Genomic DNA, 24,437 nt, shown 5'->3' on the forward strand with positions numbered 1-24,437 from the left:
CGTTAGACTGAAGACAAACCGACCCGCTCAAGGAGAAACACCATGAAAAGCATTCGCTTGACGCAATACAGCCACGGCGCTGGCTGCGGCTGCAAGATCGCCCCCGATGTGCTGGACGGTATTCTAGCCAAAGCGGGTCGGCCAGCGGGCAGTCATCGGCTGGTTGTGGGTAACGAAGGCCGCGAAGACGCCGCCGTGTACGATTTGGGCGACGGGCGCGGGATGATCGCGACCACCGATTTCTTCATGCCTATCGTCGACGATCCGTTTGATTTTGGCCGTATTGCCGCGATCAATGCCATTAGTGACGTGTACGCCATGGGCGGCACCCCGGTTATGGCCTTGAGTATCCTGGGTTGGCCGCTGGATAAACTCAGTGCCGATGTCGCTGGCGATGTGGTCGCTGGCGCCCAGGCGGTGTGCCGCGAACTGGGTGTTGCGCTGGCGGGTGGCCATTCGATTGATGCCCCGGAGCCGATCTTCGGTCTCGCCGTCAATGGGTTAGTGGATTTGGACAATCTGAAATTAAATAGCGGCGCCAAGCCGGGGGGTTTGCTCTTTCTGACCAAGCCGCTGGGCGTGGGCATGCTGACCACCGCAGAAAAGCACGGGTTGGTTCAACCCGGCCATGAAGCGTTGGCGCGGGAAACCATGCTCAAACCCAACGATATTGGCGTGCCACTGAGTAAGGTGAAAGGCGTTAACGCCATGACCGATGTCACCGGCTTCGGCCTTGCTGGCCACTTAACCGAAATATGCGCTGCTAGCGGTCTGCGGGCGCGGATTGATTTTCGTCGCCTGCCAAGGCTTTCCGAGGCGGAAACGTACCGTCGCCAGGGTGCCGTGCCGGGTGGCAGTGAGCGTAACCGCCAAGCGCTAGGCGAAAGCCTACCCGCGATGGACGAGGCGCACTGGCAGTGGCTTTGCGACCCGCAGACGTCCGGCGGGCTGCTTATCGCCGTTGACCCCGCATGGGAAGATGACGTCGAGCGTATCGGCCGAGCCCACGGGCTTGATCTGGTGCCCTTTGGCACGCTGCACAAACAGGAAGGCCCGGCGCTGATTGAGGTGATTGGGTGAGTCGAATCGCTCGTCCGAACCTACCCAGCATTGACGCCGATCTGGCGCTGATTCGCGCAGGCAAACCGCTGATCGATGTGCGCGCACCGGTAGAGTTTGCCCAAGGGGCGCTGCCCGGCGCGGTAAATTTGCCGCTGATGAACGATAACGAGCGCCACCGGGTGGGCATTGCTTATAAAAAGCACGGCCAAGCCGCGGCGATTGCGCTGGGCGAACAGCTGGTGAGCGGCGACGTCAAACATGCCCGTGTGAAAGCCTGGCAAGAATACGTGGCGCAGCACCCCGATGCCGTTATTTACTGCTTTCGCGGCGGGCTGCGCTCGCAGATTGCGCAAACCTGGCTCTTTGATGCGGGCACTCACCGCCCGCGCATCAACGGCGGCTGGAAAGCCCTGCGTCAAGCGCTGATGGCGCGCATCGACACCGCTGCCGAGCAGCCGATGCTGGTCATCGGCGGCTTGACCGGTTGCGCCAAAACGGTGCTGATTAACCAACTTGAAGGCGGCGTCGATCTGGAAGGCTTTGCCCGCCATAAAGGCTCGGCGTTTGGGCGTATGCCCGAGCCGCCGCCGTCGCAGATCGATTTCGAGCATACTCTTGGGAAGCGGCTTTTAACGCTGCCTGGGTCGCTCGCGGTGGAGGACGAATCGCGCCAGATCGGCAACGTCAACGTGCCGCTAACATTCTGGCGGGCGATGGAACAGGCGCCGCGACTACGTATCGAGATGCCACTCGATTGGCGCTTAGCGCAACTGATTCAGGACTACATTATCGATCTTGAGCGCGGCTACGCCGAGCAGTTTGGCCCGGAGGAAGGCTGGCAACGCATGCAAGCGCAGCTTTCAAACTCGCTGGCGCGGCTGAAAAAACGCTTGGGCGACGCGCGATTGCAGCGCTTACAACGTCTGCAGGCGTTGGCGTTTGCCGCCCATGAGTGGGGTGATCGTCAGGCCCACGAAGCCTGGCTGGCGCCGCTGTTAACTGAATACTACGATCCGCTTTACCGCTATCACTTAAAGCGCCAGCAGGATGCTGGCGCGGTTGAGTTACACGTGGGTGATTGGGAGAGCTGCCGGGAAGCCGCGCAGCAATGGCTGGCTGAGCACGCCGCTAACCGACATGGCCATGCGCGCTCAGGCGTGCCCCAGCCATTGGCTTAGCACCCGGTCGAGCAGCGGTGCCAAGCGGTCGAAGCGCTTAGGCTCGGCAAAAATCTCGGCATCGGCCTGGGTGTAGTCGTCGCGCCCTTCGGGCACTGGCTGACCGGCCATCAGCTGCTTAACGCTGGCCTGGGAGGCCTCTAGGTGGCACAACAGCCCCATCACGCGTCCTTCGTCCCAAGAAAACCCTTGCAGCGGCGCGGCGGCACTGCCGCCTAGGGCCAGGGCGCCATCGGGTAAGCTAAACACGTAGCGGTGCCACATAAAGGCATCGAACGTTTCGGGCAGCTCGAAGGGGCTTTCGTCCGCCAGGCTAACCTTGTGCCAGCCGGTCTCCGGATAGATGCCGAGCGCGCTTATCGCGCCAAGTGCGTCGGCAATATAATGCGCGCCTAAACCAATGCCTAACAGCGGTTTTCGGCTATCCAGCAAGCGGTTGATCAGCTTGTCTTCGGCCTTGTACCAAGCGGGTGGTGCGTTAAGCAGCGCCTCCGGGCCGTCGAGCACGATCAACGCATCGCAATCACCTGGGCGGGGCGGTAATTCGCCGTCGTAGAGGTGAAACACGGTGTAGCTGTGGCCCATGCTGGCCAACCAATCGGTTAACCGGGCAGGGCCGTAATCCGGGCCGTGCTGTAGCAGATGAATATGCATGGTAATCTCCTTGCCGGCCGCACATAACACGCTCCCCTACCGCAAGCGGCGGTAGGGGAGTGAGACAATACCGTATCGGTAAGGCTTTCCCCAACCGATATTTACCCGCAACAGGATATCCTCATGGCGTCAAAACCCCTTGGCTTTTATCAGCGACTTCAGCAGCTGCCGTTACACGCCCAGCAAGCTTTTATGGCCGCGCTGTGCGAGCGACTTTTGCCCAACTACGCCCTCTACGCGCAGACGACCGGCCACGGTGATGTGCATACGCTGCGCGCCGTTTTAGATTTGGTGTGGGAGCATTTGAGCGTGCGCGGCGCGAACATCGATTTCGCCCGCCAAGCGGAGAAGCTGGCCGAGAGTGTGCCGCCGGAAGACGACGATAGTTTCGGCGCCCGTCGCGCACTGGACGCGGTGGTGTCGATCTCGTCGATTCTCGATACCCTGCAGGGGGAAGCGCCGGAAGCGGTACTGGATGTCAGCCGCACTTCGCGCGCGGGCGTGCGCGCGTTTATCGAACTCACTGAGGGCGAGGAGGACGCGCAAACACTGGCCCTCTTGATTCGCGATCACCCGCTTACAGAGGATGAAAATAACTTCCAAGACGCGGTGCTGGCCGCGGCCGCTGAGCCGCTGGATAAAAACGCCATCAAAGCCATCCGCCAGCTCGGCCGCAACGACGGCATCAGCAATCTCGGCTTGTCGCTGGAGGATTAAAAGCCAATGCGGCCTTACAGCCGCATTTCGATACCACGTTCGGCCATGTAGCGCTTGGCTTCGGGGATGGTATATTCGCCGAAGTGAAAGATGCTGGCGGCGAGCACCGCGTCGGCGCCCCCTTTGATCACGCCTTCGGCCAAGTGGTCGAGATTGCCGACCCCACCCGAGGCGATGACCGGTACGCTAACGGCTTCGGCAATGGCGTGGGTGACGCCAAGGTCAAAGCCGATTTTGGTGCCGTCGCGGTCCATGCTGGTCAGCAATAGCTCGCCAGCACCGTACTCGGCCATCTTTTTCGCCCACTCAATGGCATCAAGCCCGGTGGGGCGACGTCCGCCGTGGGTAAAAATCTCCCAACGTTCCGCTTCGCCCTCTTGGGTTACCTTTTTGGCGTCGATGGCCACGACGATACATTGGCTGCCGAAACGCTCGGCCGCTTCACGGACGAACTCGGGATTATTGACGGCGGCGGTGTTGATCGAGACTTTATCCGCGCCAACGTTGAGCATGGTGCGGATATCATCGCAGGTGCGGATGCCGCCGCCCACGGTCAGCGGGATGAACACTTCGCCGGCGATGCGCTCGACCATTTCCACCGTGGTATCGCGGTCCTCGTGGCTCGCGGTGATATCCAGGAAAGTGATTTCGTCGGCGCCTTGTTGGTTGTAGCGCTGAGCAATTTCCACCGGGTCGCCGGCATCGCGGATGCCGATAAAGTTAACCCCTTTGACCACGCGCCCGGCGTCGACGTCGAGACACGGTATGATGCGTTTGGCAAGGCTCATGATGTCTTCCCTCTGCCCGTTAGTTGATCACTTAAGCGCTGCGCCTCGGCGACATCAATCGTGCCTTCGTAGATGGCGCGGCCGGTAATGGCGCCGAGAATGCCGCTATCGGCGACGTTACAAAGCGCTTTGATGTCGTCGAGATTGGTGACGCCGCCCGAGGCAATGACCGGCAAGCCGCCGTGGCGGGCAAGCTGTGCGGTCGCCTCGACATTGACGCCCTGCATCATGCCGTCGCGGGCGATATCGGTGTAGACGATGGACGAGACGCCGTCGTCAGCAAAGCGCTTGGCAAGTTCGGTGGCTTTGATGGTGGAGACTTCGGCCCAGCCGTCGGTGGCGACATAGCCGTCTTTGGCATCAAGGCCGACAATCACATGCCCTGGGAAGGCGCGACACATCTCACCCACGAAATCGGGCTCTTTCACTGCTTTGGTGCCGATTATCACGTAGGAAACGCCTGCCTCAAGGTAGTGTTCGATGGTCGCCGCGCTGCGGATACCGCCGCCGATCTGAATTGGGAGGTCGGGGTAGGCGCGGGCAATGGCGGTCACGGCGTCTCCGTTAATTGGCTTGCCTTCAAAGGCACCGTTTAGGTCGACCAAATGCAGGCGACGGGCACCGGCTTCCACCCAGCGAGCGGCCATGGCCACTGGGTCATCGCCGTAGGAGGTGGCGTCTTCCATGCGGCCTTGCTTCAAGCGCACGCACTGGCCGTCTTTTAAGTCGATCGCGGGAATGACTAGCATGATGTGTTCCTTTAAGGCGTCCGTATGATTTAAGGCGTCCAGGTGACGAAGTTCTGCAACAGGCGCAGGCCCGCGCGGGAGCTTTTTTCCGGGTGGAACTGCACGGCGAAGGTCGATTCACGCCCAATCGCGACGTGCGCGTTCACCTTGCCATACTGCGTGGAGCCGAACACCTCGGCATCATCGGTCGCGTCGACATAAAAGCTGTGCACGAAGTAGAAGTGCTCTTGGTTGTCGATGCCTTCCCATATGGGGTGCTCGTGGTGCTGCTCGACCAGGTTCCAACCCATGTGAGGCACTTTTAGGCGTTGCTCAAAATTATCGCGCATATCGGCAGGAAAGCGGCGAACCTCGCCCTTGAACACGCCCAGACACTGAACGCCGCCGTTTTCTTCACTGTGTTCCAGCAGCATCTGCTGGCCCACGCAGATGCCTAACAGCGGCTTGCCTTGGCGCGCGAGGATATCTTCCACCAGGCCGCGCAACTCGGTGCGTTCAAGCTCCCCCACGCAGTCGCGAATCGCCCCTTGGCCGGGTAGCACTAGGCGGGTGGCGCCGAGAATGCGGCGAGGGTCGCGGGTGATCACGACGTTTTCGTGAGTCACGTGCTCCAGCGCCTTGGCCACAGAGTGTAGGTTGCCCATCCCGTAGTCGATGACGGCAATAGTCATAAAGCGCTCCTTATAAACAGCCTTTGGTCGAAGGCATTTGGCCCGCCATACGCGGGTCTTCCGCTACCGCCATGCGCAGCGCGCGGCCAAAGGCTTTAAAGATGGTTTCGGCCTGGTGATGGGCGTTGAATCCCTTGAGATTATCGATATGCAGCGTGACGCCAGCGTGATTGACAAAGCCTTGGAAAAACTCCTGAAAAAGTTGTGTGTCTAAGCGGCCAATCGTATCGCGGGTGAAGTCGGCGTTCATATACAAACCGGGGCGGCCGGAAAAATCCACCACCACGCGTGACAACGCTTCATCCAGCGGTACATAGGCATGGCCGTAGCGGTAGATGCCGCGCTTATCGCCAATGGCCTTCGAGAACGCCTGGCCAAGGGTAATGCCTAAGTCTTCCACCGTGTGGTGATCGTCAATGTGCCGGTCGCCCTTGGCATGGATATCAAGATCAATCATCCCGTGACGCGCGACTTGATCGAGCATGTGATCCAGAAACGGAACGCCGGTTTCGCAGGTGAGGCGGCCTTCGCCGTCGAGGTTCACGCTGACCTTGATCTGCGTTTCTTGCGTGTCACGGCTGACCGTGGCGATAAGCGCTGACATGTTGCGTCTCCTGCGCTAAGGCGCATGTGGAAGGGGAGCCTGAGGCGGGTTAAATATTCACCGCTGATGTATCAGGCAGAGCCTGTAATAGAAAGCGTATTTACAACCCAGCCTGCGGCAAAGCTGGCATTATAGTGAATTGGCCCGCCTATCCGCTACAATGCGGGCAAAGTCGCACCTGTGGCAGGGCTTAAATGCACAGGGCGTAAACGGCAGCTTAACTGCATTGGCCAAGAGGAGTTTTATCATGCCGGTGACACTGCACCATGTCGACCGGGCCCGCTGGGAGGCGGATGCCCAAACGCGACTGGATTTGGTACGCATCTACCACGACGCGCCTGACGACCGGATGCCTCCTCACACCGTCGAACCTTTCATTGAACAGCATTTAAATGCCCAACATTCGTTTGCCTGCGCACTATTTAATGCGCGTTTGCTGAGCGCGGTCGCGCTTAAAGAGGCCGACGATGGCGCTTGGTGGCTGTCGGATCTCTGTGTGCGCAAAACCACGCGCCGCCGCGGGGTGGGGTCGCGCTTGATGGCGCTACTCGCCGAGCAAGCGCATGCAGATGGCCGGGTGCTACGTATAGAAACCGCATCGCTGCCGCTGGCGGACCGGGTGCTGCTATCAAAACTGGGCTATCGGCCGGTGGCAACGCCCGCCGTGGAGCCAGGTAAACCCTCTACCAGTGATTTTGTTGAGCTTGATCCTCAAGGATGGCACGCACCATGAAGCAACTGCTACGTATTTTACTCGCCGCCGTCGGCATATTGGCCGTTGTTGCCGTGGCAGCGGTGGTGTATGTCACGACGTTTCTCGACCCAGAAGACTTCAAACCCCGCTTAACTGACGTTGTCGAAGAGCAAACCGGCCTGAGCTTATCTCTGGATGGTGCCTTAAGCTGGTCATTTTATCCGCGAATCGGGATGAGTGTGGAAAAAGCGCGCGCCTGGCTACCCGAACAAAACACCGATAATGCCGCGTTTGCGGCTATTGAGCGTGCCGAAGTGAGCGTGGCGTTTGCGCCCCTATTGCGCGGGGAAATCGCCGTGGATGGATTGACGCTCGATGGCATGCGGCTGAATTTAGAGCGTAACCAGGATGGTGAGGGTAACTGGGAGCCGCTGCTCAATCGCCTAATGGAAGAGGGTGAGCAAGCGGAGCGTGCTTTAGCCCCAGCAAGTGCCGGCCCCCATGCGGAAGCGGGCAATTTGGATGTGGTACTTAACATCGCCAGCGTGCAGATGAGAAACGCCAATATTTACTACAGAGATGCCCAAGTAGGTGAGATGTGGCAGCTAGAAAAACTCAATATCACCGGTAGTAACGTTAATCCGCTGCGCTCTTTCCCGCTTAAAGCGACGTTTACCCTTAAGCGCTATAAGAAACTTAGCGCGGCTACGCTCGAGCGTGAGCCCGATGCCACCAGTGATGTCAGCCTCGATACCCGCATGAGGCTCGCCCTCGCCGATCAACGCTTCGTTTTAGAAAGTGCTCAGCTCGCCACGCGTAACCGCTTTGTGCCGCAAGGCGAGCCACAGCAAATCGATCTTAGTGCCGCTGAGATTGACGCCCGCTTGGAGAGCAAGCAGCTGTTGGTCACTGAAGGCGTTATCGAGGCAAATCTACGCCATGCCGACAACTGGGACGGCGGGTTGGCTTTACGCTTGGCTCTTGGTTTAGACAGCGATTGGGGCGCACAGACAGCGGTGTTAAAGGCTCTGGAGCTGAGCGGACCCGATGACTTGCGTGTGCAAGGCAACCTTACGTTCTCCCAGCTGCTGGAGGCGCCTCAATACCAAGGCCAGCTGACCGCATCGCCGTTTAACTTAAGGCCGTGGCTTAACCGCGCGGGAATGGCGCTTTCCACCCGTCACGAAGACGCGTTGAGTGATGTGGCGCTCACTAGCCCAGTGAAGGGGACTTTGCAACGGGTCGCGCTACCTAACCTCTCGCTGGTGGTGGATGACACCACGTTTACTGGCGAGCTTTCTGCGGCGCTTGATGGCTCCGTACTCGCGTTTGACCTTGAAGGCGATACGTTCAATCTTGACCGCTACTTGCCGGCGGACGGTGCGCCAGCGCAAGCCAGTCGAGGCTTCTTTCGTAAGGCGCTCGCTGATGATGCAGGCGGGCTCTTGCCGCAGGCTTGGCTTTCAACACTCACTTTGGATGCAGCGATTCGTTTAGAGACGTTTATTCTTTCCGGTCTCACCTTTGATGAGCCGACGCTCACGCTTGAAGGTAACGACGGCGAGCATAGGTTGAGTGCGTTTGAATCGGGTTTTTATGGCGGGGAGCTAAGCGCCACGGGACGGCTCGATAGTCGTGAAACGCCGATGGCATGGGCATTTCAACCACGCGTTGCTAACGTAGACATCGCGTCGTTACTCGAGACCTTCAGCGAAGACGCCTCGCCGATTCGCGGCCAGCTCAATGTCGATGGCGAGCTGACAACGCGTGGCAATGCCCGCGAAGAGTTGATTCGCCATCTTAATGGTGAGCTTGAGACCTCGCTAAGCAATGGCGCCATTTTGGACATCAATATCTCAAAGGAAATGTGCGAAATTGCTGCCACGTTTGAAGATGAATCCACACGCCGCGACTGGCACAGCGATACTCGCTTTGACCGTTTTGACGCCCCTTTTGTGGTTCGCGATGGCATACTGGAAAGCGACGACTTGCACATTACGCTGCCCGGCATTGATGTGCGCGGAGGCGGGGCATTTGATCTTGGCAGCCAGCGCTTTGATGTTCTGACGAAAGCCCGTGTGGTGAATACCGCTGATGCCGCCTGCGAGGTCAATCCACGCCTTGAACAGTTAGCGTTGCCAGTGCGCTGTAAAGGACATGTTAGCGACGCGCGAAACGAGTGGTGCCGATTTGACCGTGAGGCGTTTCAAGCCAATATGGCCGAACTTTTGAGCGATGAAGTGGGACGTCGCGCAGAAGGCGCGCTAGAAGACTCGTTTAAGCGCCTTGATGAGCGCCTAGGCGAAGAAACAACTCAGGAACTTCGCGACGGCTTACGTCGTCTATTTGATTGAGACTTCTTGCAAGCCCATTGGCGTCGGCGTTCTGCTGGCGCTTTTTTGTAGGTCAAGCATTTATGCCCAAAGACGCAAAAGGTCATCCCGCAAAGGACCCGATGCCGACACCGCGGCTCTCGTCGGGTGAGTTTCAAAAGCGGCTTTTAGCCTGGTTTGATCAGGATGGCCGTCATGATTTGCCCTGGCAGTCCCCGCGTACGCCATACCGCGTGTGGGTATCAGAAATCATGTTGCAGCAAACCCAAGTCACCACGGTAATGGATTACTTTAACCGCTTTATGGCGCGTTTCCCGACGCTTGAAGCGCTCGCCCGTGCCCCGCAGGATGAAGTATTGCATCTGTGGACGGGGCTTGGGTATTACGCCCGGGCGCGTAACTTGCACAAGGCAGCACAAGTCGCCCTCGCTGAGCACGGCGGCGAGCTGCCGGTGGAGAGCGAGGCGGCGCTAATGGCACTGCCCGGCATTGGTCGTTCCACCGCTGGGGCGATCATCGCCCAAAGTATCGGCAAGCGGGCGGTGATTCTGGATGGCAACGTCAAGCGTTCGTTGACGCGCCTGCACGCCGTTCCTGGCTGGCCGGGGAGGCCTGCGGTAGAGCGCAAGCTTTGGGCACTGGCTGACTACTACACGCCCGCTACGCGCCTTGCCGACTACACCCAGGCGATGATGGATTTCGGCGCGACACTGTGCAAACGCGGCCAGCCTGCTTGTGCTGCATGCCCATTCAGCGATGTCTGCCTGGCACTTGCCTGCGGCGAGGTGCAGCACTACCCGGAATCCAAGCCCAAAAAAGTGCTACCCACGCGGCAAACGCTCATGCTTTTGTTGCAAGATGCCAAGGGTCGCGTTTGGCTGGAACAGCGCCCACCCAGCGGTTTATGGGGTGGATTATGGAGTTTGCCGCAATTCGATACCCAGCAGGCGTTAGATGATTGGGTAGACACGCATACCGTTTTCCCCCAGCACGAACCGACGCGGCCTGTTTTCACCCACACGTTTAGTCACTTTCGCCTGCAAATCACCCCGAAGCCGGTGGTTTGCACAACGCTTTCAGGCGTGCATGAAAGAGGCGTGTGGTACGACCTCAATGACCCGCCTGAGCTGGGGTTGGCGGCACCGGTAAAGCGCTTACTGACGCAAGCGCAAGCCGGGGCGCGCGCGTTTGATCTGGAGAATGCGCCTGGGCACGCGTAGGCTGGGCCTTTACGACTTGCATCCGCATAAAGGAGAGTACGATGAGCAACACGCTATTCTGCCGTAAGTATCAAAAAGAGCTCGAGGCTTTACCGTTCCCGCCGCTGCCGGGGGCCAAAGGCCAAGAGATCCAAGCCACGGTTTCCAAACCGGCCTGGGAGGAATGGCAAGCGCTACAAACGCGCTTGATAAACGAAAAACACCTCAACATGCTCGACCCGGATGCGCGCGCCTACCTGATGGAGCAGATGGAGCGGTTCTTGGACAACCAAGACACCGACCAGGCAGAAGGGTATGTGCCGCCTACCCAGGCATAATCGCCATGGCGAAAAGGGAGCGCTGGGCTGAGCGCTACCGCGTAGTCCATAAATGGCGTGAAAGAAAGAATGTTTCACAAAGGTGTTGACGAAACCTGGCGTTTTTAGTTTAATACGCACCGTTGGCAGCGGCCAGATAGCTCAGTTGGTAGAGCAAGGGATTGAAAATCCCTGTGTCGGCGGTTCGATTCCGTCTCTGGCCACCAAACGTTGGGGTATCGCCAAGTGGTAAGGCACCGCTTTTTGGTAGCGGCATTCCCAGGTTCGAATCCTGGTACCCCAGCCATTGCCAACACATTTAAAGCGTAGACGCCGACATAGCTCAGTTGGTAGAGCAACTGACTTGTAATCAGTAGGTCCCGGGTTCGACTCCTGGTGTCGGCACCACATAAAAGGTAGTAAGTTAGCCTTTTAAGAATTTAGAAAAAACCGCCTTTCGAGGCGGTTTTTTTGTGGGTGTCTACAAAGTGTCCACGTCGTGGACACTTATGCTCGTTCCATAGCAGTGGATGCCTTGAGTTGCCCAACATTCTTTATTTGGACGACTGGGTTAGAAGTCATCACCTAAGCCAGCCGCCAGCACAAAAAAGGCCACTGCAGTTAAGCGAGTGGCCTTTTCTAGAATTTGGTCGGAATAGCAGGATTCGAACCTACGACCTCTGCCTCCCGAAGGCAGCGCTCTACCAAGCTGAGCTATATTCCGTGATCTGTTTCAGAGCATGTTGCCCTTCAACGCGGACAAATTATACGTGAAAGAGGGCGGCATGCAACCCTGCAAAAGCGATTTACGTTTTACGCTCCACCGCGAGGCGGGCAAGTTTTGCCATGTTGTCGCGGTAGGGGCTTGCCGGCAAGGCGTCAAGTTGGGCGAGGGCTTTATCGGCCATCTCTTCGGCGCGGGCACGGGTATAGGTTAAGGCGCCGGTGGCGTTAACGATCTCCATTACCGCATCAAGTTGCTCTAACCCGCCTTTGCGAATGGCTTGGCGAATCAGCTTGGCCTGCTCGGGGGTGCCTTTCTCCATGGCGTGGATTAGCGGCAGTGTCGGCTTACCTTCGGTGAGGTCGTCACCCACGTTTTTGCCCATGGCGTTGGCGTCACCTTGGTAGTCGAGTAGGTCATCAATCAGCTGGAACGCTAGGCCTAAATAGCGCCCATAATACTGTAGGGCGCGTTCCTGCTCGGGTGAAGCCCCGGCCAGCACGGCGCCGCTGTGTGAGGACGCCTCAAACAGCATCGCGGTTTTACCTTGGATAGTCTCAAAGTAGTCTGCTTCAGAGATATCCGGGTTGCCGATATTGGTCAGTTGTTGCACTTCACCTTCGGCAATGACGCAGGTGGCGGCCGAAAGAATCGCCATGATGCGCATGGAGCCGACATCGACCATCATTTGAAAGGAGCGCGAGTAAAGAAAATCGCCCACCAATACTGACGGCGCATTACCCCAGCTGTCGTTGGCGGTTTGTTTGCCGCGGCGTAGGTGCGACTCATCCACCACGTCGTCGTGCAAAAGTGTCGAGGTATGCATGAACTCGATCAGGGTCGCCAGGGTGATGTGCTTGTCACTGTCATAGCCGAGTGCGCGCGCGGCAAGTAGTACAAGAAGCGGGCGTAGGCGTTTACCGCCGCTTTCGATGATGTACTGGCTGATGGTGGCCACCAACGGCACTCTAGAGTTAAGTTGCTCGACAATGGTGCGGTTAACGGCGTTAAAGTCATCCGCCACCACAGCATGCAGCGGTAAAGGTGAGGTGCTAGCAGGTGGAGTTGAAGAGGCGTTTGCAGTCATTAATCCGTTCATCGCGGCAGGTGGAGACGGCAAGGCCGCCTGATAAAGTTGATGTCATGCTATGGGGCCGCCTGTTGGGCGTCAAGGCACGGCAGAGCAAGTGTGGCAATAGTTGTGGTAATGCCACAACTTCGCTATAATTCGCGACCCGCTCATCATGCTCCCTGTCAGATGGCTGCCGAAAGGGGCGCTACTCGCCGCAGGTCGACCAAGAGCCAAGTCGATGAGCGCCGTCATTGCCGTTAACGCGGTGGTATGGCAAGTGATCCGTCCTGGAGAAAGACATGTTCGCAGTAATCAAAAGCGGTGGTAAACAGTACCGCGTTGAAGAAGGTCAAACGCTCAAACTTGAAAAAATCGAAGTCGCTACCGGCGAAACGATTGAGTTTGATGAAGTGCTGTTAGTCGGTAACGACGATGACGTTATTGTTGGCGCCCCGCTTGTCGATGGCGCTAAAGTATCGGCGGAAATCGTCGATCACGGTCGTGGTGATAAAGTGACGATCATCAAGTTCCGTCGTCGTAAGCACAGCATGAAGCGTCAGGGCCACCGTCAGTGGTTTACCGAAGTCAAAATTACCGGAATTTCCGCATAAGCGGTTTATTCCCCAGTAGGAGGATTTTGCAATGGCACATAAAAAGGCAGCTGGCTCCACGCGTAACGGTCGCGACAGCGAATCCAAACGCCTTGGTGTGAAACTGTTCGGCGGCCAAGCGGCCGCTCCGGGCAACATCATCGTGCGTCAGCGCGGCACCAAGTTCCACGCGGGCACTGGCGTTGGCATTGGTAAAGATCACACCCTCTTCGCGCTCGACGAAGGTTCGGTGAAGTTCGAAACCAAAGGCCCGAAAAACCGTAAGTTCGTCAGTATCGTTTCTGCCTAAACAGACCCGCGGCGAACAAAGAAAAGCCCCGCTATGGCGGGGCTTTTTTGTCTGTAGGGCGTGTTTTAGCGTACAACGTTGTCATGCGCCACATAGACGTTTTGTAGTTATCGGCGGCGGAAGCGGCCAGGAGAAGATTCCATGCAATTTGTCGATGAAGCTTCCATCATCGTTGAAGCCGGTAAAGGCGGCAACGGTTGTCTGAGCTTTCGCCGCGAAAAGTATGTGCCCAAAGGCGGCCCGGATGGTGGCGACGGCGGGCACGGCGGCAGCGTTTACCTGATGGGTGATGATGCGCTCAATACGCTGATCGATTTTAAGTACCAGCGCTTCTATAAGGCCGAAAATGGCCAGGGGGGCATGGGGCGCCAGATGAGCGGCAAAGCGGGTGAAGACCTGCATGTGAAAGTCCCAGTGGGCACCACGGTGATCGACGAGGATACGCTCGAAGTGATCGCCGATGTGACCGAGATTGGTCAGGTCGTGCTCGTGGCGGATGGCGGCCGTCGTGGTTTAGGCAATATTCACTTTAAGTCATCGACCAACCGGGCGCCGCGGCGTACTACGCCGGGCACCGAGGGCGATCGCCGCAACTTGCGCCTGGAAATGAAGGTGATGGCCGATGTTGGCCTGCTCGGGATGCCGAATGCGGGCAAGTCGACGCTGATTCGTTCGGTCTCGGCGGCTAAGCCCAAGGTCGCCAACTACCCGTTCACGACCCTGGTACCCAACCTCGGCGTGGTGAAACTCGGTCTGCACGAGCACTTCGTGATGGCCGATGTGCCGGGGTTGATCGAAGGCGCCTCCGATGGTGCCGGGTTGGGTCTGCGCTTTTTGAAGCATTTGACCCGCACGCGCCTATTGCTCCACGTGGTCGATGTGGCGCCCTTCGACGAATCCGACCCGGTAGATGCTGCCAAAGCCATCGTCCACGAGCTGGGGGAATTTTCTCCCGCACTTGCCGAGCGCCCGCGCTGGTTGGTGCTGAATAAGTTTGATTTGCTGCCTGAAGAGGAGCGCGAGACCCGCGCTCAAATGATCCTCGACGCACTGGACTGGGAAGGCCCGGTCTTTCGTATTTCGGCGATCAGCAACGAGGGTACCGATGCTCTGGTGCAGGCAGCCCACCGCTGGTTGACCGAGCAGCAGTGCCTGGAGAACGAAGACGAAGAAGCGTACGCCCACGAACAAGAGATGCGCCGACGCATGGAAGATGAGTCGGTGGCGCGCACCGAGGCGCGATTGGGGCGCAAGCGTAAGCCTCGCGATGAGGATGACGACGACTTTGACGACGATGATTACGACGTCGAGGTGGAGTACGCGCCGTGAGTGAGCTGGCGTTGGGTCGCGAAGTGCTAAGCGGCGCGCGGCGTGTGGTGGTCAAAATCGGCAGCGCGCTGTTAACCAACGACGGCCGTGGCTTAGATGACGCCGCGATTGGCCGCTGGGTTGATCAGATCGCCGCACTGCATCAGCGCGGTGTTGAAGTTGTGCTGGTCTCCTCCGGTGCAGTAGCCGCCGGCATGGTACGCTTGGGGTGGCAAGTGCGCCCCAGCGCCGTGCACGAACTGCAAGCCGCCGCTGCAGTCGGCCAGAACGGGCTGACCCAGTGTTACGAGCAGCACTTTTCCTGCCACGGCATGCTCACCGCGCAAGTGCTGCTGACCCACGATGACCTTTCCAATCGCAAACGCTACCTTAACGCGCTCTCAGCGTTGCGTACGCTGGTGGAGATGCGCGTGGTGCCGGTGATCAATGAAAACGATACCGTGGTCACCGACGAGATTCGCTTTGGCGATAACGACACGCTCGGCGCGCTGGTGGCTAATCTGCTCGAAGCCGATGCGCTGTTTCTGCTGACCGACCAAGAAGGGCTGTTTGACGCCGATCCACGCCACACCCCGGATGCAACGCTGATTGCCGAAGGGCGAGCAGACGACCCGCGCTTGGCAGCGGTAGCCGGTAGCGGCGGTGCCTTGGGCCGTGGCGGCATGAGTACCAAAGTGCGCGCGGCGCAGTTAGCCGCGCGCTCCGGTGCGGTGACGTTGATCGCCAGCGGCCGCCAACCGGAGGTGCTCACCCGGTTAATGGCGGGTGAGCGTCTGGGCACACTCTTGCGGCCTGAACAGGCGCCAATCGCGGCGCGCAAGCGCTGGCTGGCCGGGCAGCTACAGGTGCGCGGCACACTGGTTCTCGATGCCGGGGCGGTCAAGGTGCTGTGCGATAAAGGCTCAAGCCTCTTGGCCGTGGGCGTGCGAGACGTGCAGGGCGGCTTTCGCCGTGGTGATATGGTCACCTGCGTGGACGAGCAAGGCGCGCTGGTGGCGAAGGGGCTGGTGAATTACGGCGCCAAAGAGGCGCGCCAGCTCGTAGGCCAGCCGAGCCACCAAATCGAAGCCATCCTGGGCTACATGGAAGCCCCCGAGCTAATCCATCGCGATAACCTAGTTATTGTGTAATCGACCATTGTGTGATCGGTCATTGCGCAACCAATCATTCTGTAATCAGTCGTCGTGTGATCTAGCGGTTGTTTAACGCGAACGCGGCGGCAAGGGAATCTGGCGCGGCCAACCGCTGGGCATAATGAAAATACGCTGGGTTTGGTCGTGGCTTGGATGGTAAAGCATCACCTGCTGCGGCGCGTTGTAGGCGATCACGCGGTCGAGAATCGGTTTGATGACGTCATTTAACGGCTGAAAGCTGGCTAACGGCGGCGGCGCGAGCCAGTGCGGTTTTTCCAAGCATGCGGCCAGCGTATCGCACGGCAACCCCGCGGCAAGTGCCGACCAATCATGTAAGTAGCACCAAAGGCCGCGCCGATGCGCCGCCGTTGCGCCTTTAGGGGGCGAAAGCCTCGCGTGCCAAGGGTAAAAAAGGACGCCGGGCAGCGCGAGCTGCGAGCGAATAGGCGGCAGTGGTTCGCCGGTATCACGCGGTGCGAGCCAGTGCGCCAGCGTTTGCTGTGCAGGCGGTGTGCGCGCGATGGGCAGTTGGTGACGAGCAATATGCTGGCATTTGAGCGCCAAGCTATCCAACCCGCCCGGCCCGATCCAGCGGCTTAGACTCGCCTCTTCACCCGGTCCATCCGGCAGCCCCAGGTAGAACTTGATTGCCACTTCCAAGTGAATGGGCGCGGGGTCATCGCGGGTGCGGTAGAGAATATCCAGCTCACCCAGGGTATTGCGCCGCTGGAAAACACGCACGTTGGTCGCCAGCAGACACGTATCGGGGGCATGGTCGAGCACGTAGTGCCATAGCCGCTCATGGTAATGCCCCATCCGTGAATGGCGCAGCGCGCGCCAAGGAAGCGCCTCAACGGCCTGACGCTGCCGCGTTAGCCAACGGGCAAGCGTAGATGCATTTTCCCACCCAAGCGCTTTTACGCTAGGCCGGCCGGAAATCTCGGGCAGCACTAGAATATCGGGGGTGTGGAGCAGCCAGGCGATATCCCGCAAAGCAGGGTGTTCCACCTCAGCGGTTACGCTTTCCAGGCAGGCGATATGGCCATGCGACGGCCACTGAGCAATCTCGGTTTTCAACAAGACTCCTTCTGTCACATGGCATTGTTTCGTGTCTTCATTGATGGTCAAGGTAACATGTTGACCGTTTGAAAGCGTTAACGCCTCTGCTTTCAACCGCTTGATGGATTCGTGGTTCAATCGATTCAGACTGTTCTGGGCAGAAGGAAAAGCTATGCACTCAGCCGCGCCAGAGGCAGCCTGGCTGCCGGATATTCTCGTTGGCCCGCTGCTGCGGCGTATTACGCCTACCCGCTGGGTGATGCGGCTGGTGGCCTAGCGTAGACTTTCGCTCACGCTGACGTTAACCCCGCCGGAAGGCGAGGCGCAGCGCCATCGCCTGAACGCGGCGTCGTCGTGTTTGCCGCTAGGTGAACACGCTTATCTTTATCTGATCGACCTGCCACTGTCGCAACCGCTCCCCACGGATACGCCGAGCGCCACCATCAGCTGATGCATGGCTCCTGCCGTAAACCCCACCACGACAGCCCCGATGGCCTCGTGCGCGCGGATACCTGGCTTGAACAGCAGGGCGGCGCGGCGGCGATCGAGCGCCCGGCATGGCTGCTAATGACCGGCGATCAGGTATACGTGGATGACGTGGCCGGGCCGATGTTACGCGCGATTCACGCGCTGATTGCCCGGTTAGGCCTCGTGGATGAACATCTTGAAGGGGCGACGGTTGAAAATAGTCAGGCGCTTTATCGTTCAACTCACACGTATTACCACCGTGAAGCGCTGCTGCCCGATGTGACCAGCAATACCGCCCTGCGTGAGCGCTTTTTCGGTGGAGTAAAAAAGCCGGTGTTTACCTCAGCTAACGCGCATAATCATCTGATGACGCTAGCAGAAATGTTGGCGATGTACTGTTTGGTCTGGTCGCCAACGCCTTGAGCAGTCGCAGGGAGCGCTTCCCATGAGCGATTACGATGCCTTGATCAATGACGTGCAGCGCTTTCAAGGCTGGGAGTTCCATGTTCCCGGTACACCTGCGCTGATCGTGCTGGATACGCGCACTCGCCGCTGGCGCAGCGAGAGAAGCCCCAATCGCCCCTCGGGTTTAATGGATTGGGAGGCGTTGATAGAAATGCAGCAGGCGCTATTGGTCGCGCCGAGTGCGGTGATTGTCTCTCCGGCGCCGATGTTTGGGGTGAAGCTGATCGAGGGTGTGCAGAAGATATTCATCTGGCTGGGCAAGCCGCTGGTCGTGGATGCGGAAAACTGGATGGCCCACCGTGGCGCGGCGAATGTGCTCTTGCACATTTGGCGTCACTCCAAAACGCCGGGCAACTACGTCATTCTCTCGGGCGATGTCCACTACTCGTTTGCCTATGACATTATCGTCCGCCACCGTCAGCACTCGCCGAGGCTTTGGCAAATCACCTCCAGCGGCGTGAAAGACACCTTCCCTGATACGCTGTTGGATGTTTTCGACCGGTTGAATCGTTGGCTTTATGCGCCTTTCTCGCCGCTTAACTGGTTCACCAAGCGGCGCAAGCTTGCGGTCTACCCGCGCGCCCCGGATTGTGCGAAGGCGGGTGAGCGGCTGTGGAATGCCAGCGGCATCGGCTTGGTGACGCTAGACGAGCAGGGTCGCCCAACGGATATTCGTCAGCTCGATGCCCGTGGCAAAGATGTGGTGTTTCCTCCGCCGAAAACACGCTGAGCGCTACCAGATGCTGGTCGATAGCGCCTAGCTGATGCTTGAAATAGCGGTTTTACCGACATTGTCACGTGGCTGTCACCATCATGACGCATGCTAAGCGTTGGAGTTTGACGCGAGGTGACGACAGGTATGACCGCTCAGGAAGCACAGTGGCTAACGCGCATCATCGCCGATGAGGCGCTCGATGTCCTTTTTCAGCCCATCGTGGATACCAGCCAACAGGCGATTTACGGCTACGAGGCGCTGGTGCGCGGGCCGGCGGCATCGCCGCTGCACTCACCGCTACGGCTATTTGAGGTGGCCACTCAAGCGGGCAAACTGGTGGAGCTGGACATTCTTTGTCGCCGCTTGGCGATTTACCGCTTCGCCGCGTTGGATTTGCCCGGCTTTCTTTTTCTCAACGTGATGCCGCTGACGATTGTCGAGCGCGACTTCCGCGAGGGCTTGACGCTTGGTTTTATTAACGATGCAGGCATTCCTGCGGAAAGAGTGGTGATCGAGCTCACCGAGCACGTTCCCATCCATGACTACGCGCTGATGCGCCAAGCGGTGGATCATTACCGCGACATGGGGTTTCGCGTCGCCCTGGACGATTTGGGGGCGGGTCATTCCAGTTTGCGCCACTGGTCGGAGCTGCGGCCTGATTTCGTCAAGCTGGATCGCCATTTTATCTCCGGCGTCGACCAAGAACCCGCCAAGCGCGAGTTTTTGCGCTCGATTATTGGGGTCGCGCGTAGCCTTGATTGCAAGCTGATTGCCGAAGGTGTTGAAACGGCCGCCGAGCATTTGTGCCTGTGGGAGCTCGACCGAGGGCTCTCGCTGTTGCAAGGATTCTACTTTTCCCGGCCCAAAAGCGAGCCGCCGCTTAAGCTCGCCATGCCGCTGCCGGGTACTGCACCGCTTCAGGCCATCGCCGGGCGCAACGCGCGCACGATCTGTCGGCAGGTGGCCGACGTGGCGCCTGAGTGTCCGGTACCTAGTCTTGCCGAGCGCTTTCGCCGTCACCCAGAGCTTCGCTGTGTGGCCGTGGTCAAAGAGGGTAAACCGCTTGCCGTCGTGCGGCGCAGTAGCTTTTTAGCCCTATTTACCAACCCTTTCAGCCACGCCCTGTACGCCAAAACCCGCGTGATGGATGTGGCTGATAAACGCATGCTGGTGGCCGAAGCAGAGATGCCGCTGGAGGTACTGAGCCAGCGGCTAACCGATAGCCACGAGATTGAGCAGGAAGATTTTGTGGTAGTGGCACAAAGCGGTGGTTATTTAGGGATGGGGAATATTGTTGATCTGCTGCGCGAAATAACCGCCATTCAGGTCCGCCAAGCGCGACACGCCAATCCTTTGACCGGGCTTCCCGGCAATATTTTGATCAACGATACCCTAAACGACTATCTCAGTGCCGGTGAGGGCTTTGCCGCGGCTTACGTGGATCTGGATAACTTTAAAGCCTTTAACGATGTTTATGGTTATGCACGCGGCGATCACGTGATTATCTCGGTTTGCCCGGCTGTTGCAGGTTCAAGTGGAGAGTGCCGGTGGTTTTACTGGCCATATCGGCGGCGATGATTTTATGTTGCTACTGCCGCTTGCTCACTGGGAGAGCGTGACGCGCCAGATTTTAGCGCATGTCGAAGCCATCGCACCGGGCTTTTACGAGGCGGCGGATCGTGAGCAGGGCGGCATCAAGATCGAAAATCGCCAAGGCGTGGTGAGCTTTTTCCCCTTTTTCAGCGTCTCGGTGGCGGTCAAGCCGGTAGCCGTCGGTGCCGACTTAAAAGCGTTGGATATCGCCAGCGATCTGTCGGAGTTAAAGCATCAGGCAAAGAAAATCGCTGGCAACAGTCTTTTCGTTGAGCGGCGTGACAGTTGTGCTGTGCCACGGCAAAGCGAGGGTCGTCACGCGGCGTATTGAGAAATAGTATCGCACTATTGATGCAAAGCATATGCAACTATAGCTTGATTCGAGTCAACACAACAAAATGAAAAACCCCCATACTGCTGAAAAAGTGTGACCTGCGACATGCTGACTCACTCGCAGCATCAAAAGGGGTAAGGGATGGAACGTTATTTAAATCGAACGCCTATGTGGGCAAAATTTGCGATTGTCATGGTGCTTCCAATGCTGGCGCTGATATGGCTTGCCATGGAAGGTGTGCTCGAACGTCAGTCGGCGTTACGCGAGCTTAACCGCCTTTATGCGATGACGGAACTTGCCCAGCGCGCCAGTGACTGGGTGCATCAAATCCAGCTGGAACGCGGCATGACGGCGGGTTTTCTCGGTAGTGAAGGCAACTCGTTTGGTTCAAAGCTCGACCAGCAACGCCCAAATGTAGATGCCGCGGCGCAGGCATTTCATGAGCAGCGCACCGACTTAAGCGATAACGTGCTTAGCGATACCGCACGTGAAGAGCTAGCTCAGTTAAACCGACTGTGGGAGCGTACGGCGCGGATTCGTAATGAAGTCGACAATCTCGATATCGCCACGAGCGACGTGCTTAGCCACTACACTGGTATCAATAGTCAATTGATGTCGTTCGTGGGCGCGTTGGTAACGTTCACACGTGAAGGTGAGATTAGTCGTCAACTTGCCGCTTATTACAATCTGTTAGCAGCCAAAGATCTTGCGGGTATCGAACGTGCGATGTTGTCGAGTGCCTTCGGTGCCGACGGTATGTCAAATGATATGCTGCGACGCTTTTTAGAACTTATTGGTGAAGAGCGCGCTTTCCTGACCAGTTTTCGCACGTTTTCTACCCCAGAGGTGAAGCAGCAGCTTAAACGCGCGCTTTCTGGCCCAGATATCGAGCGCCTATTCGAACGTCGAGAGCTGGCTATCAGTCAGTTCGATACCGGCGGCTACAACGTTGATCCCGAAGAGTGGTTCGAATGGCAGACGGTCAAAATTGGTCGCTTAAAAGCGCTGGAGGATGACGCTTCCACCGCAATCATCACCGCCACTGCTGAGCTACGCAGCAGCGTTCGGTTGGCGCTGTGGCGTTATATCACGCTATCGATATTGACCAGTGTGGTGGCAATTATCGCCGCAGTGTTGATGGTGCGGGCGACCACGCGGCCATTGAACCGAGCACTGCAGAGCATTGCCACACGAGGCAATAACTTAACTCAGCGCTTAGAGGTGAAAGGGTCTGACGAGTTCGCAAAACTCTACCGCGCCTTTAACGACGCCTCTGCTGATACCGAAAGGTTAGTGGCTGAGGTGAAGCGTAATGCACAATCTGTTGAGGTGGCTAGCGGTGAAATTGCCCAAGGTAACCAAAATTTAGCCCAGCGCACCGAAGAACAGTCGGCATCATTAGTGCAAACGGCCTCAAGCCTGGAAGAAATGATGGTCACCGTGCGTCAGAGTGCCGATAACGCCCACGAAGCGCAGCGCATGACCCACGATGTGGCTCACGAAGCACAATCGGCAGTGAATTTGGCCGCTAGTGCGCAAGATGCTGTGCAGCAGATTCGCCAGGCGAACGACCAAGTCACCACGATTATCACCGCGATTGATAACATCGCCTTTCAAACCAATCTGTTGGCACTCAATGCCTCGGTGGAAGCCGCCCGCGCTGGGGAGCATGGCCGGGGCTTTGCGGTTGTGGCGGCTGAAGTGCGCAAATTGGCAAGCCGCAGTGCCGAAGAAGCCAATCAAATTCGCCAGTTGATCGACAATAACGTGGAAAAAATCAGTGAGGGGGAGTCGCTGGTTAACTCAACAAGCGATACGTTGGGGACCATTGCTCAGCGCGTGCAGAAAGTCGCGAACTTGGTAGGTGAGATGACGTCCGCGACGACCGAGCAGTCCTCCGGTATTGAGGAAATCAATCGCGCTATGGTAGAGCTTGAAGAAGTGACACAGCAAAATGCGGCGCTGGTAGAAGAAGTCGCGGCGGCGAGCCGTTCGCTCGACGAGCAAGCCGAGGATATGGCCGAGATGATCGGGAAATACCAAGTAGGTGAGGCCAGCGATCCGTCTCGGCTACTTTCTGCCTAACGCTTTTTGTAAGCACATGAGGCATGATGTTGAGGGCGCCGTTTGGCGCTCTTCTTGTTTTGGGGTGTGACGCAAGTGGGGCAACGAGCGATTGACGTGCATCAATAATTTGAAAGGCAGCGTGATGAAAACGTCTTAGTTGCCTCTTTTCTTATGCAGGGTCCGCTATGATTCTCTTTTATACGCTGCAAAACGGGGCTAAGGCTGACGAGTTTCAGGAGTAACGCAATGAGTACCCCTTCTCAGCACGATAATAATGCCAATGACATGACCAATAAAAAAGCCACAGATGACTTGCTGAGCCTGCGGTTTGAGCAGTTCTATATCGCTGTTGAGCAGAGCCCGGTGGCAACGGCCATTACCAATGCCGATGGCTGTATCGAGTTTGTTAATCAGTGATTTTTGGACATTACTGGCTATTCCCGCGACGAGCTGCTGGGCAAAACGCCGGCACTGATTCAATCCGGTATGACGCCTTATCACGTTTACAATGATATGTGGGCAACACTGCTCGCCGGTAACGTCTGGAAAGGAGAGATTTTAAATCGGCGCAAAAATGGCGAGCTTTACTGGGAGGCGCAAACCATTACGCCGGTAAAAGGCGTCGAAGGCGAGATTCTTAATTTTGTCGCGGTGAAAGAAGACATTACCCACCGTCATCAGCAAGAAAACGAATTGCGCTTGATGGCAGCTGCCTTTGAAACCGGGCAAGCGACTGTGATCACCGATGCCAATATGGTCATTGAGCGGGTTAATCAGGCGTTTACCGATATTACCGGCTACCCTAGTCAGGAAGTCATTGGGAAAACGCCACGGCTTTTTAAGTCCGGGCGCCACGATAAAGCATTTTACCAACGGATGTGGGAAACCTTGCGCGACACAGGCCACTGGCAAGGCGAAATATGGAACCTTAATAAATGGGGTGATATTTACCCGTTATGGCAGTCCATTACCGCCGTGAACGATGCCGATGGTGAAGTGCGCCACTTTGTTTCGGTCTTTCACGATATTGCCGAGCGTAAACGTATTGAGCACGAACTTGAGAACCAGGCAACACGCGACCACTTAACCGGCGCGTATAACCGCCGCGCCTTTGATACATCGCTAAGCCAGTGCGTCAGCGATGCCCTCCATGCTCACCAGCCGTTTGTGCTGTTAATGTTTGATATTGATCATTTCAAAAAGGTTAACGACAATTACGGTCACGATGTCGGCGATGAGATCCTGCAGCAATTGGCGGTGTGTATAAAAGGTTGCTTGCGCGATAGCGATATTTTGGCGCGCTGGGGCGGTGAGGAATTTGCCATTTTGCTGCGCAGTACCCAGCAATCAGGCGGTGAAACCTTTGCCGAGCGCATTTGTCAGCGCGTGCGCAGACGTGTGTTTTCAGGTCAGCGCATCACGATCAGTATTGGTGTAGGAGAATACCGTCTCGGCGAAACCCAAGACATGTTGACCAGCCGCGTGGACCAAGCCCTTTACGCCGCTAAACATCAAGGCCGCGATACCGTGATGGCGTGCGCGCAGGCCGAAGCCGATAACGTAGAAGAAGATGTACGATGATTGGCGCATTTCCCGTGCCGCGTGAGCCAAC

General features: G+C 57.6%; 20 protein-coding genes, 4 tRNA genes and 3 pseudogenes. 19 read left to right on the top strand and 8 right to left on the bottom strand.

Annotation, left to right across the window (positions count from 1 at the left end; translation table 11 throughout):
- The first annotated feature begins 42 nt into the window (after window positions 1-42).
- Window positions 43-1,080 carry a selenide, water dikinase SelD gene (selD, locus tag M8006_RS06425; RefSeq protein ID WP_250080645.1) on the top strand — a complete coding sequence of 346 codons (1,038 nt, stop codon included), beginning with the start codon at window positions 43-45 and terminating at the stop codon, window positions 1,078-1,080.
- The gene (gene mnmH, locus M8006_RS06430; protein WP_430886810.1) at window positions 1,077-2,240 is read left to right on the top strand and encodes a tRNA 2-selenouridine(34) synthase MnmH; all 1,164 of its coding nucleotides are present in this window, start codon (window positions 1,077-1,079) and stop codon (window positions 2,238-2,240) included. Before selD ends, mnmH begins: the two co-directional genes overlap by 4 nt.
- Here the strand turns inward: mnmH and M8006_RS06435 are convergent.
- The gene (locus M8006_RS06435; RefSeq protein ID WP_250080646.1) at window positions 2,214-2,894 is read right to left on the bottom strand and encodes a type 1 glutamine amidotransferase; all 681 of its coding nucleotides are present in this window, start codon (window positions 2,892-2,894) and stop codon (window positions 2,214-2,216) included. The genes mnmH and M8006_RS06435 overlap by 27 nt on opposite strands.
- 123 nt (window positions 2,895-3,017) lie before the next feature.
- On the opposite strand from M8006_RS06435, the gene M8006_RS06440 reads away from it, so the two are divergent.
- Window positions 3,018-3,611, top strand: a complete 594-nt coding sequence (locus tag M8006_RS06440; protein ID WP_250080647.1) for a YjaG family protein — start codon at window positions 3,018-3,020, stop codon at window positions 3,609-3,611.
- Window positions 3,612-3,625: 14 nt separating this feature from the next.
- Here M8006_RS06440 and hisF read toward each other — a convergent pair whose 3' ends face one another.
- From hisF to hisB, 4 genes are read right to left on the bottom strand one after another with little or no spacing between them, the layout of a single operon-like run.
- A complete protein-coding gene (gene hisF, locus M8006_RS06445) occupies window positions 3,626-4,399 on the bottom strand; it encodes an imidazole glycerol phosphate synthase subunit HisF (RefSeq protein ID WP_250080648.1) in 774 nt (257 codons plus the stop codon).
- The gene (hisA, locus tag M8006_RS06450; protein WP_250080649.1) at window positions 4,396-5,148 is read right to left on the bottom strand and encodes a 1-(5-phosphoribosyl)-5-[(5-phosphoribosylamino)methylideneamino]imidazole-4-carboxamide isomerase; all 753 of its coding nucleotides are present in this window, start codon (window positions 5,146-5,148) and stop codon (window positions 4,396-4,398) included. Before hisA ends, hisF begins: the two co-directional genes overlap by 4 nt.
- A 29-nt stretch (window positions 5,149-5,177) precedes the next feature.
- Window positions 5,178-5,819, bottom strand: coding sequence for an imidazole glycerol phosphate synthase subunit HisH (gene hisH, locus M8006_RS06455; RefSeq protein ID WP_250080650.1), 642 nt, complete (start codon window positions 5,817-5,819; stop codon window positions 5,178-5,180).
- Between the two features lie 10 nt (window positions 5,820-5,829).
- On the bottom strand, window positions 5,830-6,423 hold the full coding sequence (gene hisB / locus M8006_RS06460) for an imidazoleglycerol-phosphate dehydratase HisB (protein ID WP_250080651.1): 594 nt from the start codon (window positions 6,421-6,423) through the stop codon (window positions 5,830-5,832).
- Window positions 6,424-6,670: 247 nt separating this feature from the next.
- On the opposite strand from hisB, the gene M8006_RS06465 reads away from it, so the two are divergent.
- From M8006_RS06465 to M8006_RS06495, 7 genes and pseudogenes are all read left to right on the top strand, one after another.
- Window positions 6,671-7,156, top strand: coding sequence for a GNAT family N-acetyltransferase (locus tag M8006_RS06465; RefSeq protein ID WP_250080652.1), 486 nt, complete (start codon window positions 6,671-6,673; stop codon window positions 7,154-7,156).
- Window positions 7,153-9,045, top strand: a pseudogene (locus M8006_RS06470) (AsmA family protein); the annotation flags it as partial. The gene M8006_RS06465 and the pseudogene M8006_RS06470, both read left to right, overlap by 4 nt.
- Window positions 9,046-9,572: 527 nt before the next feature.
- Complete coding sequence (gene mutY, locus M8006_RS06475; RefSeq protein WP_250080654.1) at window positions 9,573-10,670, top strand: A/G-specific adenine glycosylase; 1,098 nt, start codon at window positions 9,573-9,575, stop codon at window positions 10,668-10,670.
- A 41-nt stretch (window positions 10,671-10,711) separates the two neighbouring features.
- The gene (locus M8006_RS06480) at window positions 10,712-10,987 is read left to right on the top strand and encodes an oxidative damage protection protein (protein WP_250080655.1); all 276 of its coding nucleotides are present in this window, start codon (window positions 10,712-10,714) and stop codon (window positions 10,985-10,987) included.
- A gap of 130 nt (window positions 10,988-11,117) precedes the next feature.
- Window positions 11,118-11,193, top strand: a tRNA-Phe gene (locus M8006_RS06485).
- Between the two features lie 5 nt (window positions 11,194-11,198).
- A tRNA-Gln gene (locus M8006_RS06490) sits at window positions 11,199-11,273 on the top strand.
- Between the two features lie 25 nt (window positions 11,274-11,298).
- Window positions 11,299-11,374, top strand: a tRNA-Thr gene (locus tag M8006_RS06495).
- 239 nt (window positions 11,375-11,613) lie between these two features.
- Here M8006_RS06495 and M8006_RS06500 read toward each other — a convergent pair.
- A tRNA-Pro gene (locus M8006_RS06500) sits at window positions 11,614-11,690 on the bottom strand.
- 82 nt (window positions 11,691-11,772) lie between these two features.
- Entirely contained in the window at window positions 11,773-12,777 is a 1,005-nt protein-coding gene (gene ispB, locus M8006_RS06505; RefSeq protein WP_250080656.1) for an octaprenyl diphosphate synthase, read from the bottom strand.
- Between the two features lie 284 nt (window positions 12,778-13,061).
- Between ispB and rplU the strand changes: the two genes are divergently transcribed.
- The 4 genes from rplU (at window position 13,062) to proB (ending at window position 16,121) form a co-directional block, all read left to right on the top strand.
- The gene (gene rplU, locus M8006_RS06510; protein WP_250080657.1) at window positions 13,062-13,373 is read left to right on the top strand and encodes a 50S ribosomal protein L21; all 312 of its coding nucleotides are present in this window, start codon (window positions 13,062-13,064) and stop codon (window positions 13,371-13,373) included.
- Window positions 13,374-13,404: 31 nt separating this feature from the next.
- Window positions 13,405-13,662, top strand: coding sequence for a 50S ribosomal protein L27 (gene rpmA / locus M8006_RS06515; protein WP_250080658.1), 258 nt, complete (start codon window positions 13,405-13,407; stop codon window positions 13,660-13,662).
- A gap of 141 nt (window positions 13,663-13,803) precedes the next feature.
- On the top strand, window positions 13,804-14,991 hold the full coding sequence (gene cgtA, locus M8006_RS06520) for an Obg family GTPase CgtA (protein WP_250080659.1): 1,188 nt from the start codon (window positions 13,804-13,806) through the stop codon (window positions 14,989-14,991).
- The gene (gene proB, locus M8006_RS06525; RefSeq protein WP_250080660.1) at window positions 14,988-16,121 is read left to right on the top strand and encodes a glutamate 5-kinase; all 1,134 of its coding nucleotides are present in this window, start codon (window positions 14,988-14,990) and stop codon (window positions 16,119-16,121) included. The genes cgtA and proB overlap by 4 nt, the downstream gene beginning before the upstream one ends.
- Before the next feature lie 72 nt (window positions 16,122-16,193).
- On the opposite strand, the gene M8006_RS06530 is transcribed toward proB, so the two are convergent.
- Window positions 16,194-17,201, bottom strand: coding sequence for a DUF1853 family protein (locus M8006_RS06530; RefSeq protein ID WP_250080661.1), 1,008 nt, complete (start codon window positions 17,199-17,201; stop codon window positions 16,194-16,196).
- A 432-nt stretch (window positions 17,202-17,633) separates the two neighbouring features.
- Between M8006_RS06530 and M8006_RS18355 the strand changes: the two are divergent.
- From M8006_RS18355 to M8006_RS06555, 5 genes and pseudogenes are all read left to right on the top strand, one after another.
- Window positions 17,634-18,846: pseudogene (locus M8006_RS18355) on the top strand (metallophosphoesterase family protein); the annotation flags it as partial.
- A 129-nt stretch (window positions 18,847-18,975) separates the two neighbouring features.
- Window positions 18,976-20,755 (top strand): annotated as a pseudogene (locus M8006_RS06540) (bifunctional diguanylate cyclase/phosphodiesterase).
- A 144-nt stretch (window positions 20,756-20,899) separates the two neighbouring features.
- On the top strand, window positions 20,900-22,843 hold the full coding sequence (locus M8006_RS06545) for a methyl-accepting chemotaxis protein (RefSeq protein WP_250080662.1): 1,944 nt from the start codon (window positions 20,900-20,902) through the stop codon (window positions 22,841-22,843).
- A 228-nt stretch (window positions 22,844-23,071) separates the two neighbouring features.
- Window positions 23,072-23,242 carry a hypothetical protein gene (locus M8006_RS06550; RefSeq protein WP_250080663.1) on the top strand — a complete coding sequence of 57 codons (171 nt, stop codon included), beginning with the start codon at window positions 23,072-23,074 and terminating at the stop codon, window positions 23,240-23,242.
- 3 nt (window positions 23,243-23,245) lie between these two features.
- Window positions 23,246-24,406: a GGDEF domain-containing protein gene (locus M8006_RS06555; RefSeq protein ID WP_250080664.1), complete on the top strand. Its 1,161-nt coding sequence runs from the start codon at window positions 23,246-23,248 to the stop codon at window positions 24,404-24,406.
- Window positions 24,407-24,437 lie beyond the last annotated feature (31 nt).

The sequence above is a fragment of the Halomonas llamarensis genome, assembly GCF_023555005.1.
GTDB classification, from domain to species: Bacteria; Pseudomonadota; Gammaproteobacteria; order Pseudomonadales; family Halomonadaceae; genus Vreelandella; species Vreelandella llamarensis.

What these genes read in the sequence shown, in the direction of transcription:
- selD (WP_250080645.1), top strand. Translation starts at nt 43, where the DNA reads ATGAAAAGCATTCGCTTGACGCAATACAGCCACGGCGCTGGCTGCGGC.
- M8006_RS06435 (WP_250080646.1), bottom strand. Translation starts at nt 2,894, where the DNA reads ATGCATATTCATCTGCTACAGCACGGCCCGGATTACGGCCCTGCCCGG.
- M8006_RS06440 (WP_250080647.1), top strand. Translation starts at nt 3,018, where the DNA reads ATGGCGTCAAAACCCCTTGGCTTTTATCAGCGACTTCAGCAGCTGCCG.
- hisF (WP_250080648.1), bottom strand. Translation starts at nt 4,399, where the DNA reads ATGAGCCTTGCCAAACGCATCATACCGTGTCTCGACGTCGACGCCGGG.
- hisA (WP_250080649.1), bottom strand. Translation starts at nt 5,148, where the DNA reads ATGCTAGTCATTCCCGCGATCGACTTAAAAGACGGCCAGTGCGTGCGC.
- hisH (WP_250080650.1), bottom strand. Translation starts at nt 5,819, where the DNA reads ATGACTATTGCCGTCATCGACTACGGGATGGGCAACCTACACTCTGTG.
- hisB (WP_250080651.1), bottom strand. Translation starts at nt 6,423, where the DNA reads ATGTCAGCGCTTATCGCCACGGTCAGCCGTGACACGCAAGAAACGCAG.
- M8006_RS06465 (WP_250080652.1), top strand. Translation starts at nt 6,671, where the DNA reads ATGCCGGTGACACTGCACCATGTCGACCGGGCCCGCTGGGAGGCGGAT.
- mutY (WP_250080654.1), top strand. Translation starts at nt 9,573, where the DNA reads ATGCCGACACCGCGGCTCTCGTCGGGTGAGTTTCAAAAGCGGCTTTTA.
- M8006_RS06480 (WP_250080655.1), top strand. Translation starts at nt 10,712, where the DNA reads ATGAGCAACACGCTATTCTGCCGTAAGTATCAAAAAGAGCTCGAGGCT.
- ispB (WP_250080656.1), bottom strand. Translation starts at nt 12,777, where the DNA reads ATGACTGCAAACGCCTCTTCAACTCCACCTGCTAGCACCTCACCTTTA.
- rplU (WP_250080657.1), top strand. Translation starts at nt 13,062, where the DNA reads ATGTTCGCAGTAATCAAAAGCGGTGGTAAACAGTACCGCGTTGAAGAA.
- rpmA (WP_250080658.1), top strand. Translation starts at nt 13,405, where the DNA reads ATGGCACATAAAAAGGCAGCTGGCTCCACGCGTAACGGTCGCGACAGC.
- cgtA (WP_250080659.1), top strand. Translation starts at nt 13,804, where the DNA reads ATGCAATTTGTCGATGAAGCTTCCATCATCGTTGAAGCCGGTAAAGGC.
- M8006_RS06545 (WP_250080662.1), top strand. Translation starts at nt 20,900, where the DNA reads ATGGAACGTTATTTAAATCGAACGCCTATGTGGGCAAAATTTGCGATT.
- M8006_RS06550 (WP_250080663.1), top strand. Translation starts at nt 23,072, where the DNA reads ATGAGTACCCCTTCTCAGCACGATAATAATGCCAATGACATGACCAAT.